This is a genomic window from Streptomyces actuosus (genome assembly GCF_016921115.1).
In the GTDB taxonomy this organism is placed as follows: Bacteria; Actinomycetota; Actinomycetes; order Streptomycetales; family Streptomycetaceae; genus Streptomyces; species Streptomyces actuosus_A.
This window is the reverse complement of record NZ_JAFFZS010000004.1, coordinates 36,771-53,226: the sequence shown is the minus strand read 5'-3', so window position 1 is coordinate 53,226 and position 16,456 is coordinate 36,771. Positions and strand designations below refer to the sequence as shown.

The 16,456-nt window shown below is 72.1% G+C and carries 13 protein-coding genes; 3 read left to right on the top strand and 10 right to left on the bottom strand.

All coding sequences use genetic code 11. The annotated features are described in order from the left end of the window. Positions 1–124 precede the first annotated feature (124 nt). The 10 genes from JS756_RS07205 to rsmH all read right to left on the bottom strand — a co-directional run bounded on the left by JS756_RS07205 (position 125) and on the right by rsmH (position 12,758). The gene (locus JS756_RS07205; RefSeq protein WP_205382136.1) at positions 125–928 is read right to left on the bottom strand and encodes a cell division protein FtsQ/DivIB; all 804 of its coding nucleotides are present in this window, start codon (positions 926–928) and stop codon (positions 125–127) included. A gap of 25 nt (positions 929–953) precedes the next feature. Continuing rightward, positions 954–2,045: an undecaprenyldiphospho-muramoylpentapeptide beta-N-acetylglucosaminyltransferase gene (gene murG, locus JS756_RS07200; protein WP_205382134.1), complete on the bottom strand. Its 1,092-nt coding sequence runs from the start codon at positions 2,043–2,045 to the stop codon at positions 954–956. Between the two features lie 6 nt (positions 2,046–2,051). Further along, complete coding sequence (gene ftsW, locus JS756_RS07195) at positions 2,052–3,407, bottom strand: putative lipid II flippase FtsW (RefSeq protein WP_205382133.1); 1,356 nt, start codon at positions 3,405–3,407, stop codon at positions 2,052–2,054. A 68-nt stretch (positions 3,408–3,475) separates the two neighbouring features. Next, entirely contained in the window at positions 3,476–4,927 is a 1,452-nt protein-coding gene (murD, locus tag JS756_RS07190; protein WP_240203410.1) for a UDP-N-acetylmuramoyl-L-alanine--D-glutamate ligase, read from the bottom strand. Next, a complete protein-coding gene (mraY, locus tag JS756_RS07185) occupies positions 4,909–5,997 on the bottom strand; it encodes a phospho-N-acetylmuramoyl-pentapeptide-transferase (RefSeq protein ID WP_205382382.1) in 1,089 nt (362 codons plus the stop codon). Before mraY ends, murD begins: the two co-directional genes overlap by 19 nt. After that, positions 5,997–7,418: a UDP-N-acetylmuramoyl-tripeptide--D-alanyl-D-alanine ligase gene (locus JS756_RS07180; protein ID WP_205382131.1), complete on the bottom strand. Its 1,422-nt coding sequence runs from the start codon at positions 7,416–7,418 to the stop codon at positions 5,997–5,999. The genes mraY and JS756_RS07180 overlap by 1 nt, the downstream gene beginning before the upstream one ends. 4 nt (positions 7,419–7,422) lie before the next feature. After that, positions 7,423–8,943, bottom strand: a complete 1,521-nt coding sequence (locus JS756_RS07175; RefSeq protein WP_205382381.1) for a UDP-N-acetylmuramoyl-L-alanyl-D-glutamate--2,6-diaminopimelate ligase — start codon at positions 8,941–8,943, stop codon at positions 7,423–7,425. A gap of 197 nt (positions 8,944–9,140) precedes the next feature. Next, on the bottom strand, positions 9,141–11,129 hold the full coding sequence (locus tag JS756_RS07170; protein ID WP_307790380.1) for a peptidoglycan D,D-transpeptidase FtsI family protein: 1,989 nt from the start codon (positions 11,127–11,129) through the stop codon (positions 9,141–9,143). Between the two features lie 5 nt (positions 11,130–11,134). Next, the gene (ftsL, locus tag JS756_RS07165) at positions 11,135–11,698 is read right to left on the bottom strand and encodes a cell division protein FtsL (protein WP_205382128.1); all 564 of its coding nucleotides are present in this window, start codon (positions 11,696–11,698) and stop codon (positions 11,135–11,137) included. A 106-nt stretch (positions 11,699–11,804) separates the two neighbouring features. Beyond that, positions 11,805–12,758 (bottom strand): 16S rRNA (cytosine(1402)-N(4))-methyltransferase RsmH, encoded by a 954-nt coding sequence (gene rsmH / locus JS756_RS07160; protein WP_205382127.1) that lies wholly within the window; start codon positions 12,756–12,758, stop codon positions 11,805–11,807. Between the two features lie 444 nt (positions 12,759–13,202). Here rsmH and JS756_RS07155 point away from each other — a divergent pair, with 444 nt between their 5' ends. From JS756_RS07155 to JS756_RS07145, 3 genes are all read left to right on the top strand, one after another. Further along, complete coding sequence (locus JS756_RS07155; RefSeq protein WP_205382125.1) at positions 13,203–13,745, top strand: beta-class carbonic anhydrase; 543 nt, start codon at positions 13,203–13,205, stop codon at positions 13,743–13,745. Positions 13,746–14,042: 297 nt separating this feature from the next. Beyond that, positions 14,043–15,077, top strand: a complete 1,035-nt coding sequence (locus tag JS756_RS07150; RefSeq protein WP_205382124.1) for an AAA family ATPase — start codon at positions 14,043–14,045, stop codon at positions 15,075–15,077. Next, positions 15,077–16,447: a DUF58 domain-containing protein gene (locus tag JS756_RS07145; protein WP_205382123.1), complete on the top strand. Its 1,371-nt coding sequence runs from the start codon at positions 15,077–15,079 to the stop codon at positions 16,445–16,447. The genes JS756_RS07150 and JS756_RS07145 overlap by 1 nt, the downstream gene beginning before the upstream one ends. Positions 16,448–16,456 lie beyond the last annotated feature (9 nt).

The following is a 16,456-nucleotide window of genomic DNA, read 5'->3' as shown; positions in this document are numbered from 1 at the left end:
CAGGACACTAAGTCGACAAGTGGCGCACGTTCAACGAACACGCCGAACCTCCCGTTTTTCTTTTCACCCTATGTGATCAGCCGTAGCGCTGCCCAACCAGGGTGCTGGCCTGCGCAGATGTGCGTCAACTCCCCGATGACGCAGGGGCGGTGGGGACACTCACGTCGAAGTGCCGCGCATCGGGTGCCGCTTTCATCAACGCGGCGAGGGTTCGGGCCTTGGCGTGCCCCTTCTCGGCGCTGCCCCAGGCGACCGTCCGGTCGCCGGTCAAGTCCAGTGAGATGTCGTCGAAGGAGCGCAGCTTGACGACCCTGGTCTCGCGGGCGACGGCGGCCGGAAGGGAGCCGGCGACCTCGACTGCCTCCCGCAGCAGCCGGTCCGTTCCGAAGCGGCGCAGGCCGGCCGCGCCCGAACCCGAGCGGGAGACCGAGAGGTCGAGCAGCGGCACGCCTTTCGGGGCGTCGGAAACCGTGGCGTACCGGACTCCCCCGTCGTCCACTTCCACATATTTTCCGCCCTTGGGGACCAGAAGCACCGGGGTGCGCTCGACCACTTTCAGCCCGATCGCATGAGGCCAGGAACGGACCACGTCCACCGTGTCGATCCGGGGCAGTTCCCGCCGCAGTCGTGCCGCGATCGCCTCGGTGTCGACGGACGCCAGAGGCGCCCCGACCGGAACCCGGGCCGCCTCGCGCACCTGTGCGGGTGTGAGGACGCGGGTGCCGGAGACCGGGACGCGCTCCACGCGCAGCCACGGCGAGCCGTACAACGTCCAGACACCGCCCGCCCCGAGGAGGACGACGGCCAACGCCAGGATGATGATCCTACGAAGCCGGCGCGGCCCCAGCCTCCGGAGCCTCCGGACGAGGGGCGGGCCGGACGTCTCCTGCTGGCGCCGACCGCGCTCGGCGGTGGTGGGTCCGGCCACGCTCCTGCCCTTTCGTCACACGTGCCTAGCGGTGCGCGGCGGCGATCGCCTCGTGCACCATGCCGACGAGCAGGTCGTCGGCGTCCCGGCGGCCGAACTCGGCGGCGGAGCGGGACATCTGGTAGAGCCGGTGGGGGTCGGCGAGCACGGGAAGGACGTTCTGCTGCACCCACTCCGGCGTCAGGTCCGCGTCGTCGACGAGGAGTCCGCCGCCCGCCTTCACCACCGGCTGAGCGTTCAGCCGCTGCTCGCCGTTGCCGATCGGCAGGGGGACGTAGGCGGCCGGAAGCCCGACGGCGGAGAGTTCGGCGACGGTCATCGCACCCGCGCGGCACAGCATCATGTCGGCCGCGGCGTACGCGAGGTCCATCCGGTCCAGGTAACTTACCGGGATGTAGGGCGGCATTCCCGGCATCTGGTGGACCTGCGGCAGTTCGTTCTTCGGGCCGACCGCGTGCAGGATCTGGATACCGGCCTGCTGGAGCCAGGGCGCGACCTGCTGGACGACCTCGTTGAGGCGGCGCGCACCCTGCGAGCCGCCGGAGACGAGCAGCGTCGGCAGGTTGGGGTCGAGCCCGAACATCGCCCGGGCCTCGGGGCGGGCGGCGGCCCGGTCCAGGGTCGCGATGGAGTGCCGCAGCGGGATCCCGATGTAGCGCGCGCCCCGCAGCTTGCTGTCGGGGGTCGCGACGGCGACCTGGGCGGCGTACCGGGAGCCGATCTTGTTGGCGAGACCGGGGCGGGCGTTCGCCTCGTGGATGACGATCGGCACGCCCAGACGCTTGGCGGCGAGGTAGCCGGGCAGGGCGACGTAGCCGCCGAAGCCGACGACGGCGTCGGCCTTGGTGCGCTCCAGGATCTGCTCGGCGGCCTTGATGGTGCCGCGCAGCCGGCCCGGGACGGTGATCAGCTCGGGCGTGGGCTTGCGCGGCAGCGGGACGGCCGGGATCAGCGCCAGCTCGTAGCCCCGCTGCGGGACCAGTTGGGTCTCCAGGCCGCGCTCCGTGCCCAGAGCCGTGATCCCCACGGTCGGGTCCTGCCTGCGCAGGGCGTCCGCGAGGGCGAGCGCGGGCTCGATGTGGCCCGCGGTACCCCCGCCGGCGAGTACGACATGCACCGAAATTCACCGCTCTCCGGACGAGCGCGCCACCGTGGCACGCCGTCGCATCGTGTTCCATCTCCTGGGTCCCGCGGGACCCCCGGCCCCCCGCTTTCTACCAAAGCGAGGTTGCCGCACCGCAAGCGCCGCCCGCGCACCGGGCTCCTCACGCGCGAAGGCGATCAGCAGTCCGACGGCGAACATGGTCGGCAGGAGGGCGGAACCTCCGTAGGAGAACAGCGGGAGGGGGACACCGGCGATCGGCAGCAGACCGAGCACCGCACCGATGTTGACCACCGCCTGGGCGGTGATCCAGGTGGTCACTCCTCCCGCGGCATACCTGACGAAGGGGTCCTCCGTGCGTCCGGCCACGCGGATACCCGCATAGCCTAGAGCCGCGAACAGGGCGAGTACCGACAGCGTCCCCGCCAGTCCCAGTTCCTCACCGGTGACCGCGAAGATGAAGTCGGTGTGCGCTTCGGGGAGTTGGCCCCATTTTTCCACACTCGCACCGAGTCCGGAGCCGAAGATCCCGCCGGACGCGAGGGCGTAGATGCCGTGCACGGCCTGCCAGCAGTCGGCGGCGCCGGAGCGGGGCTCGGTGGCGCCGATGCAGGCGAGCCGGGCCATGCGGTTGGGGCTGGTCCTGATCAGGATCGCGCCGATGGCGCCGGCGACGGAGAGGACGCCGACGAAGAGCCGGGTGGGCGCGCCCGCGAGCCACAGCAGGCCGAACAGGATCGCCGTCAGGATGATCGCGGTGCCCATGTCGCCGCCGAGCATGATCAGCCCGAGCAGCAGGAAGCCGACCGGGACCAGCGGGACCAGCATGTGCTTCCACTGGGTCAGCAGCTTCTTGTCCTGCTTGCGGGCCAGCAGGTCGGCGCCCCACAGCACGAGGGCGAGCTTGCCGAACTCGCTCGGCTGGAGCTGGAAGGGGCCCCCGACGGAGAGCCAGTTCTGGTTCCCGTTGACGGCATGCCCTATCCCCGGCACCTGCACCAGGATCATCAGGAACACGGCGCCGGCCAGGATGGGGTAGGCCAGCGCCCGGTGCAGCTTGACCGGCATCCGCGAGGCGGCGTACAGCAGGATGCCGCCGATGGCGGCGGCCAGCAGCTGCTTGCGGAAGAAGTAGGAGCCGGGCAGCGACATCTGCAGCGCGGTGATCTGGGATGCCGAGTACACCATCACCAGACCGAGCACGGTGATCAGCAGGCTGCCGCCGAGGATCAGGTAGTACGCGGTCAGCGGCCGGTCCCAGGCCTTGCGGGCCCGGTCGAGCAGCCGCCGAACGGGGTTCTCGCGGACCGGGCGGACGGGGGCGGGACGCCGGGGGGCCCGCTGCACGGGCGGCCGGCCGGTACGGCTACTGGGCATCGGCGCCTCCATCGAACGTCGGCCGTCCCACGCGTCCCTCCCAAGATCCGCCCGGCGGGCGGCCGGGGTCAGGCTTCGAGCTCGCGGACCGCCGCCGCGAACGCGTCACCGCGCTGGTTGTAATTGGTGAACATGTCCATGGAGGCGCAGGCCGGGGCCAGCAGCACCGTGTCCCCGGGCTGCGCGAGCCGCTGGGCTTCCGTCACCGCCTGGAGCATCGCCCCAGTGTCGGTCCGGTCGAGGTCGACCACGGGTACCTCCGGGGCGTGTCGCGCCAGGGCTTCCCGGATCAGGGCACGGTCGGCGCCCATCAGCACGGCCCCGCGCAGGTGCTTCGCCGACCCGGCGACCAGCTCGTCGAAGACCGCGCCCTTCGCCAGACCGCCCGCGATCCACACGATCGACTCGTAGGCCGCCAACGAGGCCTGTGCGGCGTGGGTGTTGGTCGCCTTGGAGTCGTCGACGTACGCCACCCCGCCGACGTCGGCGACGTGCGCGATGCGGTGGGCGTCGGGCCGGAAGGCGCGCAGCCCTTCGCGCACCGCCGCCGGAGCCACCCCGAAAGCGCGGGCGAGGGCGGCGGCCGCAAGGGCGTTGGCGATGTTGTGCGGGGCGGACGGCCGGACGTCGGAGACCTCGGCGAGTTCCTGGGCGTTCCTCTGCCGGTTCTCGACGAATGCGCGGTCGACGAGGAGGCCCTCCACGACGCCGAGTTGGGACGGCGCGGGCGGTCCGAGGGTGAAGCCGACGGCCCGGCAGCCCTCCTCGACGTCGGCCTCGCGCACCAGGTCCTCGGTGGCCCCGTCGGCGACGTTGTAGACGCAGGCGACGCGGTTGCCCTCGTAGATACGGCCCTTGTCGGCGGCGTAGGCCTCCATGGAGCCGTGCCAGTCGAGGTGGTCGGGGGCCAGGTTGAGCACGGCGGCGGAGTGGGCGCGCAGGGAGGGCGCCCAGTGCAGCTGGTAGCTGGACAGCTCCACGGCGAGGACGTCGTACGGCTCGTCGCCGAGCACCGCGTCCAGCAGTGAGACGCCGATGTTGCCGACGGCGGCGGTGCGCAGACCGGCGGCCGTGAGGATCGAGGCGAGCATCTGCACGGTCGTCGTCTTGCCGTTGGTCCCGGTCACGCACAGCCAGGGCGCGGCGTCGGGGCCGCGCAGCCGCCAGGCCAGCTCGACGTCGCCCCAGACGGGGACGCCCGCCTTCGCGGCGGCGACGAACAGGGGTTTGTCCGGCTTCCAGCCGGGCGCGGTGACGATGAGGTCGGTGCCCTCGGGCAGGGTCGCGCCGTCGCCCAGGCGCACGGTCACACCGAGCGCCTGAAGCTGTGCGGCCTGCTCACGCGCGCGTGCGTCGTCGCCGTCGTTGACGACGGTCACCTTCGCGCCGAGGCCGTGCAGCACCTTGGCCGCCGGGATGCCGGAGACGCCGAGCCCGGCGACGGTGACGTGCCTGCCGTGGAACGACGGCGAGCCGTCGCGCTGCGAGGACACCGAGGAGGTCACTTGTCCGCTGCCCATCCTGCATAGAAGAGGCCCAGTCCGACGATCACACAGATGCCCTGGATGATCCAGAAGCGGACCACGACCAGGACCTCGGACCAGCCCTTGAGTTCGAAGTGGTGCTGGAGCGGCGCCATGCGGAAGACGCGCTTGCCGGTGAGGCGGAAGGAGCCGACCTGGATGACCACCGACATGGTGATCAGCACGAACAGGCCGCCCATGATGGCCACCAGCAGCTCCGTGCGGGAGCAGATGGCCAGGCCCGTGAGGACACCGCCGAGGGCGAGGGAGCCGGTGTCGCCCATGAAGATCTTCGCCGGCGAGGTGTTCCACCACAGGAAGCCCAGGCAGGCGCCCATCAGAGCGGAGGCGACGACCGCCAGGTCCAGCGGGTCGCGCACCTCGTAGCAGGCGTTGGGGTTGGTGAGGGTCAGCGCGTTGGCGCAGGACTCCTGGAACTGCCAGACGCCGATGAAGGTGTAGGCGCCGAAGACGAGCACGGAGGCGCCGGTGGCCAGACCGTCCAGACCGTCGGTCAGGTTCACGCCGTTCGACATCGCAAGGATCATGAACAGCGCCCAGACGACGAACAGCACCGGGCCGATCGTCCAGCCGAAGTCGGTGATGAACGACAGCTTCGTGGAGGCAGGGGTGTTGCCGCGGGCGTCCTGGAACTGGAGCGCGAGCACCGCGAAGGAGATGCCGACGATGAGCTGGCCGGCCATCTTGGCCTTGGCGCGCAGGCCCAGCGAACGCCGCTTGACGATCTTGATGTAGTCGTCGAGGAAGCCGACCAGGCCCATGCCGACCATCAGGCCGAGGACGAGCACACCGGAGAAGGTCGGCGTGGCTGCCCGGTCGGTGGTCCAGGTCGTGATCACCTTCGACAGGAAGTACGCGGCGACCGTCGCCAGGATGAAGGCGATGCCGCCCATCGTCGGCGTACCGCGCTTGCTGGCGTGCTCGCGCGGGCCGTCGTCGCGGATGTACTGGCCGTACCCCTTGCGGGCCAGCAACTTGATCAGCAGCGGGGTGCCGACCAGGGTCAGGAACAGACCAATGACTCCTGCGAACAGGATCTGCTTCATCATCGGGCGGAAACCTCACCCTCGGCACCGGTCTCCAGCAGCGCCTGCGCCACGCTCTCCAGACCGACCGCCCGGGACGCCTTCACGAGTACGACGTCCCCCGGGCGCAACTCGCTGCGCAACAGGTCGACCGCCGCCTGTGCGTCGGACACGTGCACCGACTCCTCACCCCACGAACCCTCGTTATATGCGCCCAGTTGCAGCCAGGCGGCTTCCCTGCCACCGACCGCGACGAGCTTGCTGACGTTGAGCCGGACGGCGAGCCGTCCGACCGCGTCGTGCTCGGCGAGCGCCTCGTCCCCCAGCTCGGCCATCTGGCCGAGCACCGCCCACGTGCGCCCCCCTCGTGCCCGTGAGGCCTCACCCATGGCCACCAGTGCGCGCAGGGCGGCCCGCATGGACTCGGGGTTCGCGTTGTAGGCGTCGTTGACGATCGTCACGCCGTCCGGGCGCTCGGTGACCTCCATGCGCCAGCGGGAGAGGGAGCCCGCCTCGGAGAGCGCGGTGGCGATCTCTTCCGCGGACATGCCCAGCTCATGGGCGACGGACGCCGCGGCGAGCGCGTTCGACACGTGGTGCTCACCGTACAGGCGCATGGTCACATCGCTTGCACCGGAGGGTGTGAGAAGCCTGAACGAGGGCTGTCCGCTGTCCGTGAGTCGCACGTTCTCGGCACGTACGTCCGCTTCGTCGCTCTCGCCGAAGAGGACCACCTTCGCCTTGGTCCGGGTGGCCATGGCCCGCACGTAGGGGTCGTCCGCGTTGAGGATCGCGGCCCCGTCCTCCGGAAGCGCCTCGACGAGTTCGCCCTTGGCCTGCGCGATCTGCTCCCGGCCGCCGAACTCCCCGATGTGGGCGCTGCCGACGTTCAGCACCACGCCGATCCTCGGCGGCGTCAGACCGGCGAGGTAGCGGATGTGACCGATGCCGCGCGCGCCCATCTCCAGGACGAGGAACCTCGTGTCCTCGGTGGCGGACAGCGCCGTCAGCGGCAGCCCGATCTCGTTGTTGAGGGAGCCGGGCGTGAACACCGTCGGCGCCTTGCGGCGGAGCACCTGGGCGATGAGGTCCTTGGTGCCGGTCTTGCCCGCCGAGCCGGTCAGGGCGACGAGGGTGGCGCCGAGCCGCCGTACGACGTGCCGGGCGAGCGCGCCGAGGGCGGCCTGGACGTCCTCGACGACGACCGCGGGGACGCCGACCGGGCGCGAGGCCAGCACGGCCACCGCGCCCGCCGCCACGACCGCCGGCGCGAAGTCGTGGCCGTCCACGCGCTCGCCGCGGAAGGCGACGAACAGGGTGCCGGGCCCCGCCTCGCGGGAGTCCCGGACGACCGGCCCGGTGACCTGCACCGACGTATCCGGTATGTCGTACGTCTGCCCGCCGACGACTTCGGCGATCTCGGCGAGGGAGAGGGCGATCACAAATTCATCCCTGGGTCTTCTGGATAGCTTCGCGAAGCACCTGGCGGTCGTCGAAGGGACGCACCACCCCGGCGATGTCCTGGCCCTGCTCGTGGCCCTTGCCCGCGACCAGCACGGTGTCCCCGGGGTGCGCGCGGGCGACGGCGGCGGCGATCGCCGCGGCCCGGTCCTCGAAGAGGGCGACCTCGCCGCGCTCGTGCGCGGGCACGGAGGCGGCGCCCTGGAGCATCGCGGCGAGGATCGCGAGCGGATCCTCCGAGCGAGGGTTGTCGGAGGTCAGTACGGCGGTGTCGGCGAACCGTGCCGCGGCGGCGCCCATCGGGCCGCGCTTGGTGGTGTCGCGGTCACCGCCGCAGCCGAGCACGATGTGCAGCCGGCCCTTGGTGACCTTGCGCAGGGCCCTGAGCACCGACTCGACGGCGTCCGTCTTGTGCGCGTAGTCGACGACCGCGAGATACGGCTGCCCGGCGTCCACGCGCTCCAGGCGGCCCGGTACACCGGGCACGGCGGCGATGCCGTCGGCGGCCGCCTGCGGGTCGAGGCCGGCGACGGCGAGGGCGACGACGGCGGCGAGGGTGTTCGCCACGTTGAAGGGGCCCGCGAGCGGGGACCGGGCGGCGATGCGCTGTCCTGCGGGCCCGACGACGGTGAACGTCGAGTCCAGCGGACCGACCTCGACGTCCTCGGCGCGCCAGTCGGCGTCGGGGTGGCCCTCGGCGGAGTAGGTGACCACGGGGACGGTCGCCTCGTGCACGAGCCGGCGGCCGTACTCGTCGTCGAGGTTGACCACGCCGCGCCTGCTGCGCTCCGGTGTGAACAGCTGCGCCTTGGCCCGGAAGTAGTCCTCCATGTCGGAGTGGAACTCCATGTGCTCCGGGCTGAGGTTGGTGAAGACGGCGACGTCGAAGACGCAGCCGTCCACGCGTCCGAGCACCAGGGCGTGGCTGGAGACCTCCATGGCGACCGCGTCGACGCCGCGTTCGCGCATGACGGCGAACAGGGCCTGCAGATCGGTGGCTTCGGGGGTGGTGCGCTCGGACTTGATGCGCGTGTCGCCGATGCGCATCTCGACGGTGCCGATGAGTCCGGTGCTGTGCGCGGTCCTCAGCCCGCCCTCGACGAGGTAGGCGGTGGTGGTCTTGCCGGAGGTGCCCGTGATGCCGATCTGGAGCAGATCGCGGCCGGGGTTGCCGTAGATCGTGGCCGCCAGTTCGCCCATCCGTCCGCGCGGGTCGTCCACGACGAGCACCGGCAGGCCGGTGGCCGCCGCGCGTTCGGCGCCCGACGGATCGGTGAGCACGGCGACCGCGCCCAGGCCGGCGGCCTGGGTGACGAAGTCGGCGCCGTGCGCCCGGGCGCCGGGGAGGGCGGCGTACAGGTCGCCGGGGCGGACGGCGCGCGAGTCGTGGGTGATGCCCGTGACCTCGGCGGTGCTCTCCGGCGCGGTGACACCCAGCTCGGCGGCGAGGTCCGCGAGGGGTGCGGCGGAGACCTGCGCCGGTCGGGGCGGTCCCGGATGGTTCACGGGCTGGCCCTTCTGGGTGGTTTGGGACTGATCAGCGTGTGGCACGGCGGTGAGCGTACCGGGCGCACCCGCCTGCGGGCGAAGTGAGGGGCCGGAGGCGTCCTGGTTCCCGGGCTGGGGAGTGGTCATGGTCACGGGTCGTTCCTGGCTGGTCGCGCTGATCAGGGATGGTGACGACGGGGTCGGGTCGGGGGCGGTCAGGGTTCGAAGGTGACGGGCAGGTTCGCGGCCTTGGCGCCGGTCGGCGGGACCTGAAGAGTCTTCAGCGCGAACTCCATCACCTGTTTGTAGATGGGTCCACAGATCTGACCACCGAAGTAGCTTCCCTTGGTGGCGTTCTGGATGGCGCAGTAGACGGTGATGCGGGGGTTGTCGGCGGGCGCGAACCCGGCGAACGACGACGTGTAGCCGTGGTACTTGCCGGTGGCCGGATCCACGCGGTTGGCCGTGCCGGTCTTGCCGGCGACCCGGTAGCCGGGGATGCGCGCCTTGTTGCCGGTGCCCTCCTCGTCGTCGACGACCGACTCCAGCATCTGGGCGAGGGACCGGGCGGTCGCGGTGCTGACCACGCGGTTCTTCTTCGGGGCGGGGGCGGGGGTGAAGCGGCCGTCGGGCCCCTTGGTACCGCGCACCAGCGTCGGGTCGACGCGGACGCCGCCGTTGGCGATCGTCGAGTACACGGACGCCGCCTGGAGTGCGTTGATGGAGAAGCCCTGGCCGAAAGGAATCGTGAACTGCTGCGAGGTGGACCACTTGTCGGGCGCCGCGAGGATGCCTCGGGTCTCGCCCGGGAAGCGCAGGCCGGAGGCGCCGCCGATGCCGAACTTGCGCAGGTAGGAGTAGAGCATCCGGTTCGCCTGGCTCTGGGTCCTGCCGAGTTCGCCGGTCGCCATGATGGTGCCGATGTTCGAGGACTTGGCGAGCACGCCGTTGAGGGTGAGGTACCAGGTCGAGTGGTCGATGTCGTCCTGGAAGAGCCGGTCGCCCCGGTGCAGCCGGTTGGGTACCGTGAGGTGGGTCAGCGGCGTGGCGGCGTTCTCCTCCAGCACGGCGGCCATCGACATGACCTTGGCGGTGGAACCGGGTTCGTAGGCGTCCTGGAGGGCGGGGTTGCCCAGCGTCGCGGGGTCGGCGTGGGCGAGGTCGTTCGGGTCGAAGCCGGGCGCGTTGGCCATGGCCAGGATCTCGCCGGTGCGGGTGTCCTGCACGATCACGTACCCGCGGTCCGCCGCGGACTTCCCCACCTGCTCGCTGATGGCGTTCTGGGCCGCCCACTGGATGTCGCGGTCGATGGTGAGCTCGATGTCGCTCCCGGGCACCGCGGGCGTCTCGGTCGAGCCGGCGGTGGGCACCTGCCGGCCGCCGGACTGGGCGTAGCGGATCTTGCCGTCCTTGCCGGCGAGCGTCTTGTCCAGTTGCTGCTCGATGCCGCCGCCGCCCACGCCCTCGGCGTTGACCCAGCCCAGTATCCCGGCGGCGAGGTCGCCGTTGGGGTAGACCCGCTTGCTGCTGGGGTCGGCGAAGACACCGGCGAGGACGTTCACCGTGGACCGGTCGGTCTCGGCCTTCTTGGCGAGCGCCCGCTTCAGGTCCTTGATCTGCGTCCACACCTGCGGGGTGCGGCTCAGGGCGAGCCGGACGTAGCGCAGGTTCCTGTCCTTGGGCCGGAGCTTCGCGACGATGTCCGGCTGGCTCCGGCCCAGGATGGGCGCGAGCAGGGCGGCGGCCTGCTCCGGCCCGTCGTCGATCTTCAGCTGCTCGCGGGTGAACATCGTGGGGTCGGCGGTGATGTCGTACGCGTCCACGCTGGTGGCCAGGGCCACGCCGTTGCGGTCGGTGATCCCGCCGCGCTCGGCGGCCAGGGTGTGCACCACGTACCGGTTCTGCTCGGCCTTGGCGGCGTACGTGCTCGCGTCGACGGCCTGCACCTGGAGCAGCCGCAGGACGAAGGCGAGCATGACGAGGGTCAGCGCGAGGCCGACCATGCGCAGACGGGGGCGTGGACGGCCCAGCCGGAGCGGGCGGGGCGGCGCGGCCGACCGGGGCGGGGCGGGGCGCCGGGCCGAGCGGGCCCCGGGGCCGGGGCGCTGCGGCCTGCCGGAGCCTCGCGAGCCTGCGGGCCGGGCGGGCCGGGCGGGCCCGGGGACGCGGCGGCGAGGCGGCTGCCTGCCGGAACTGTCGACCACTTCCGTCACCTGCCGGGGGGCGTCGTCGCGGACGGGGAGGGGGCGGCCCCGGACTCCTCGGCGCCGCCGGAGGCGTCCTCGGTGTCGGAGGGGTCGGGGGCGCCGGGCGCCGTGGTGGTGGCGGACTCGGTGGGAACCGGCTCGGCGGTCATCGCCTCGGGGGCGAGGACCAGGGGCCGGCGGGACGCGGCGGGCCCGGCGGAGGCCGGGGAGGGTACGCCGCGGACCGTGCCGTCGGGATCGAGGAACGCCGGGTCGCCGCCGGGGACCATGCCGAGTTCGCGGGCACGCTGCTGAAGGGCCCGGGGTGCGGAGTAGGCGTCGACGTCCCGCTGGAGCGCCTGCTCCTCGTCGGTGAGCGCCTTGGTGTCCCTCTGCAGGTCGTCCAGCTGGAACGCGCCCTCGCTCAGGGCCGAGTTCAGCACGAGGAGCCCGATGAGGCCGCCGCCGAGGAGCAGGACCACGAGCAGGACGAAGGGGGCGCGGGCCGCCCGTCCCGCCGCCGGGGTGACCGGGAGGAGCCGGGCGAGCCGGGCCGCCCGTCCCTTCAGTTCGGGTTTCCTACTCACTCGCCCTCCCCCGGGTCCGTCCCCGCGGGCGCCGGCACGGCCGGGACGCCACCGCGGGGTCCGTCGCTGCCGGGGACCGGGCCACGGGTGTGCGCGACCGGGTGGGTCACTCCACGTCCTCCCTGATGCGCTCGGCGCCGCGCAGGCGGGCCGGGGCCGCTCGGCGGTTGTCCGCGATCTCTTCCTCGGTGGGAAGTTCGGCACCGCGCGTCAGCAGCTTGAGCCGGGGCTGGTAGCGCTCGGGGACGACGGGCAGGCCGGGGGGTGCGGTGGAGGCGGCGCCGGCCGCGAGGACCTGCTTGACCAGCCGGTCCTCCAGCGACTGGTACGACAGCACGGCGATCCGGCCGCCCACGTCGAGGACCTTGACGGCGGCCGGGATCGCCCGTTCCAGGACGGACAGCTCGCCGTTGACCTCGATCCGCAGCGCCTGGAAGGTGCGCTTGGCCGGGTTGCCGCCGGTGCGCTTGGCCGCCTGCGGCAGCGCGTCGCGGATCAGGTCGACCAGCCGCGCGCTGGTGGTGAACGGCTCCTTCTCGCGCTCGCGCACGATGGCGGCCACGATCCGCTTGGCCTGCTTCTCCTCGCCGTACGCCCGCAGGATCCGCACGAGCTCGCCCGCCGGGTAGGTGTTGAGGACCTCGGCGGCCCCGATCCCGGTCGTCTGGTCCATGCGCATGTCCAGGGGCGCGTCCTGCGCGTAGGCGAAGCCGCGGTCGGCCTCGTCCAGTTGCATGGAGGAGACCCCGAGGTCGAACAGGACGCCCTGCACACGCGCGATGCCGAGCCGGTCGAGCACCTCGGGAAGCTCGTCGTAGACCGCGTGCACGAGGGTGGCGCGCTCGCCGTAGGGGGCGAGGCGTTCACCGGACAGGCGCAGGGCCTCCTTGTCGCGGTCCAGGCCGATCAGGCGTGCCTCGGGGAAGCGGTCGAGCAGGGCCTCGCTGTGGCCGCCGAGGCCCAGGGTGCAGTCGGCCACCACCGCTCCGGGCCGCCGGAGGGCGGGCGCCAGCAGGTCCAGGCACCGCTGGAGCATCACCGGGACGTGTCTCTGGCTCAAGGGGCCCTCTCAGGTCCGGCGCGGCGCGACGCACCGCCGGGTCCCCGCCCGCTCCGAGAAGGGGAAGGCCGACCGGTGCCCAGGGCGCCGGCCGACCGGGAGCGGGAGGAGGCCGGGCCGTACGTACGCGCCGCGCACGTGGAAGATCTCCGGACAGCGCGCCGGGTCTTGCGGGTTCTTCGGGGTTCTCACTCGGGAGATCCGTCCAGCGGGGAGGGCCTCCCCTCCCGCTTCGCGTCACTTTAGTCCACGCTGTCTCGCGGTCAATCAACCGGCCTGCGCGTCGTGGACCGGCAGGACTGCGAACCGGGGAATCCGGGAAGACCACCCGCACGGCCGCACCTCGCCCACCTGTGTGGGTTAGCTCACAGGAAGGACGTGATGACGCTCTTCTCCCGACCTCACAGCGCGACTGGATCGCCGGTGACCAGTAACGTCATGGGTATGACGACTTCTGCATCTGTTCCCACCGGTTCCGAGGACGCCATACAGGGTTCCGTGACGGATCGCCTCGTGGAGGCGAACGGGCAGTACGCCGACCGTTTCACCGACCCGGGCATGGACGCCCGTCCGGTCCTGCGCGTCGCGGTCGTGGCGTGCATGGACGCCCGTCTCGACCTGCACGCGGCGCTCGGCCTGGAGCTCGGCGACTGCCACACCATCCGCAACGCGGGCGGCGTGGTCACCGACGACGTCATCCGTTCCCTGACCATCAGCCAGCGGGCGCTCGGCACGAGCAGCGTGGTCCTGATCCACCACACCAACTGCGGCCTGGAGTCCCTCACCGAGGAGTTCCGCCACGAGCTGGAGATGGAGGTGGGCCAGCGCCCGTCGTGGGCCGTGGAGGCCTTCCGGGACGTCGAACAGGACGTGCGGCAGTCGATGCAGCGCGTGCGCACCTCGCCGTTCCTGGTGCACACGGACGACGTGCGCGGCTTCGTCTTCGACGTGAAGACCGGCCTGCTGCGCGAGATCGACCCGGCCTGACCGGCCCGCCGTCCCGCGCGGTCCGCCCGGCACGAAGGGCCCGGCACGAGGGCCCGGCGTGGCGACTCCGGCCCCGCCCGAACTCCTCCGCTTCGCCCACCGAGCACCAAAAGTCATATGATCCGACATATCGCTGCCAGTTGTCCACAGGCGAGTGACACGAATCGGTAACGGCAGCAAGAATGCGGGGTGTGACGTCACACGGAACCACTTCTGTGTGGTGTCCGTGTTCGGGGTGGGCCGGTTTCGCGTCACAGAGCGTCGGCCCAAAAGAAAGAACGGGCCGAGGAGGGCCGGGTGACGACCTATGACGAGCGAGCGAGCCTCACGGATCTGACCACCACCGCGGAGCGTGTGCGCGATTCGGTGGAAGGAGTGATCGAGGGCAAGCCCGAGGTCGTACGGCTCACGCTGACCGTTTTGCTCGCCGAGGGGCATCTTCTGATCGAGGATGTTCCCGGCGTCGGCAAGACGATGCTGGCGAAGACGCTGGCACGGTCCATCGACTGCTCGGTGCGCCGCATCCAGTTCACGCCCGACCTGCTGCCCTCGGACATCACCGGGGTGTCCATCTGGGACCAGCAGCGCCGGGACTTCGAGTTCAAACCGGGAGCGATCTTCGCGCAGATCGTCATCGGCGACGAGATCAACCGCGCCTCGCCCAAGACCCAGTCCGCGCTGCTGGAGTCGATGGAGGAGCGCCAGGTCACCATCGACGGGCAGACCTACGAGCTGCCCAGCCCGTTCATGGTGGTGGCCACGCAGAACCCGGTCGAGATGGAGGGCACCTACCCGCTGCCCGAGGCCCAGCGCGACCGCTTCATGGCCCGCGTGTCGGTGGGCTACCCCAGCGTGGAGGCCGAGCTGGAGATGCTCGACGTGCACGGCGGCGTGTCCCCGCTGGAGGACCTCCAGCCGGTGGCGCACGCCCACGACATCGTGAAGCTGATCGAGGCCGTCCGCGGCGTCCACGTCGCCGACACGGTCCGGCGCTACGCGGTCGACCTGGTCGCCGCCACGCGGACCCACCCCGACCTCAGACTCGGCGCCTCCCCGCGTGCGACGCTGCACCTGCTGCGCGCGGCCAAGGCGTCCGCCGCCCTCAGCGGCAGGGAGTACGCCCTGCCCGACGACGTCCAGGACCTCGCCGTGGCCGTCCTGGCCCACCGGCTGCTGCCCACCGCACAGGCCCAGCTCAACCGCCGCACCGCCGAGCAGGTCGTGCAGGAGATCCTGCAGCAGACCCCGGTGCCCCAGGCACCCCAGCAGCACGGCTACGGCCTGGGCGGCGCGGCCCCCGCCTACCCCGCGCAGCCCCCGCGGAGGCTGTGATGAGCGCCGGGGGGACCGGGCGCCCGGAGGCCGGCCGCGGGGAGAAGGGCGGCATCCGGACCGCCCTGGCCGGTCTGACCACGCGTGGCCGCTCCTTCCTGGCCGCCGGCCTCGCCGCCGCCGTCTGCGCCTACGCCCTCGGGCAGGCGGACCTGCTGCGGGTGGGCCTGCTGCTGGCGGTACTGCCGCTGGTGTGCGCGACGGTGCTGTACCGCACCCGATACCGGGTCGCCGGCAGCCGCCGCCTCTCCCCCGCCCGCGTTCCCGCGGGCAGCGAGGCACGCGTCCATCTGCGGATGGACAACGTCTCCCGGCTGCCCACCGGCCTGCTGATGCTCCAGGACCGGGTGCCCTACGTGCTCGGCCCGCGCCCCCGCTTCGTCCTGGACCGGGTCGAGGCGGGCGGTCGGCGCGAGGTGTCCTACCGGGTCCGCTCCGACCTGCGGGGCCGCTACCCGCTGGGCCCGCTCCAGCTGCGCCTGTCCGACCCGTTCGGCATGTGCGAGCTGACCCGCTCCTTCTCCACGCACGACACCCTGACGGTGATCCCGCGCGTGGAGGCCCTGCCACCGGTCCGGCTGACCGGCGAGGCGAAGGGGTACGGCGACGGCCGGCAGCGCTCGCTGGCGCTGGCCGGCGAGGACGACGTCATCCCGCGCGGCTACCGCTACGGCGACGACCTGCGCCGCGTGCACTGGCGCTCCACCGCGCGCCACGGCGAGCTGATGGTGCGCCGCGAGGAGCAGCCGCAGCGCTCGCGCTGCACGGTGCTGCTGGACACCCGGGGCGCCGCCTACGCCGGCGCGGGCCCGGACTCGGCCTTCGAGTGGGCCGTTGCGGGCACGGCGTCGGTGCTGGTGCACATGCTGGAGCGGGGCTTCTCGGTCCGGCTGCTGACGGACACGGGCGACTCGGTGCCGGGCGAGGGCGCGGACGGCTTCGGGGCGGGCGGCCAGGGGTCCGCGGAGGCGGCCGGGCTGATGATGGACACCCTCGCGGTGATCGACCACTCCGCGGGCACGGGCCTGTCCCGGGCGTACGACGTGCTGCGCGGCGGGAACGAGGGGCTGCTCGTGGCCTTCTTCGGCGATCTCGACGAGGAGCAGACCGCGGTGGCCGGGCGGATGCGGCAGCGCAGCGGAGCCGCGATCGCCTTCGTACTCGACAGCGACGTCTGGGCGCGTGAACCGGACGACGTGCCCGCAGCGATGAACAGGACACAGGAGCGGCTGCGGATGCTGCGCGAGGCGGGGTGGACGGCCGTGGAGGTGCCGCGGGGCACCCCGCTGGCCGGCCTGTGGCAGCAGGCGGACCACGAACGCTCGGGCGCCATGGCGCTCGGCGGAACGGGCAACGGGGAGGCGCGGTGACGGCCGGGA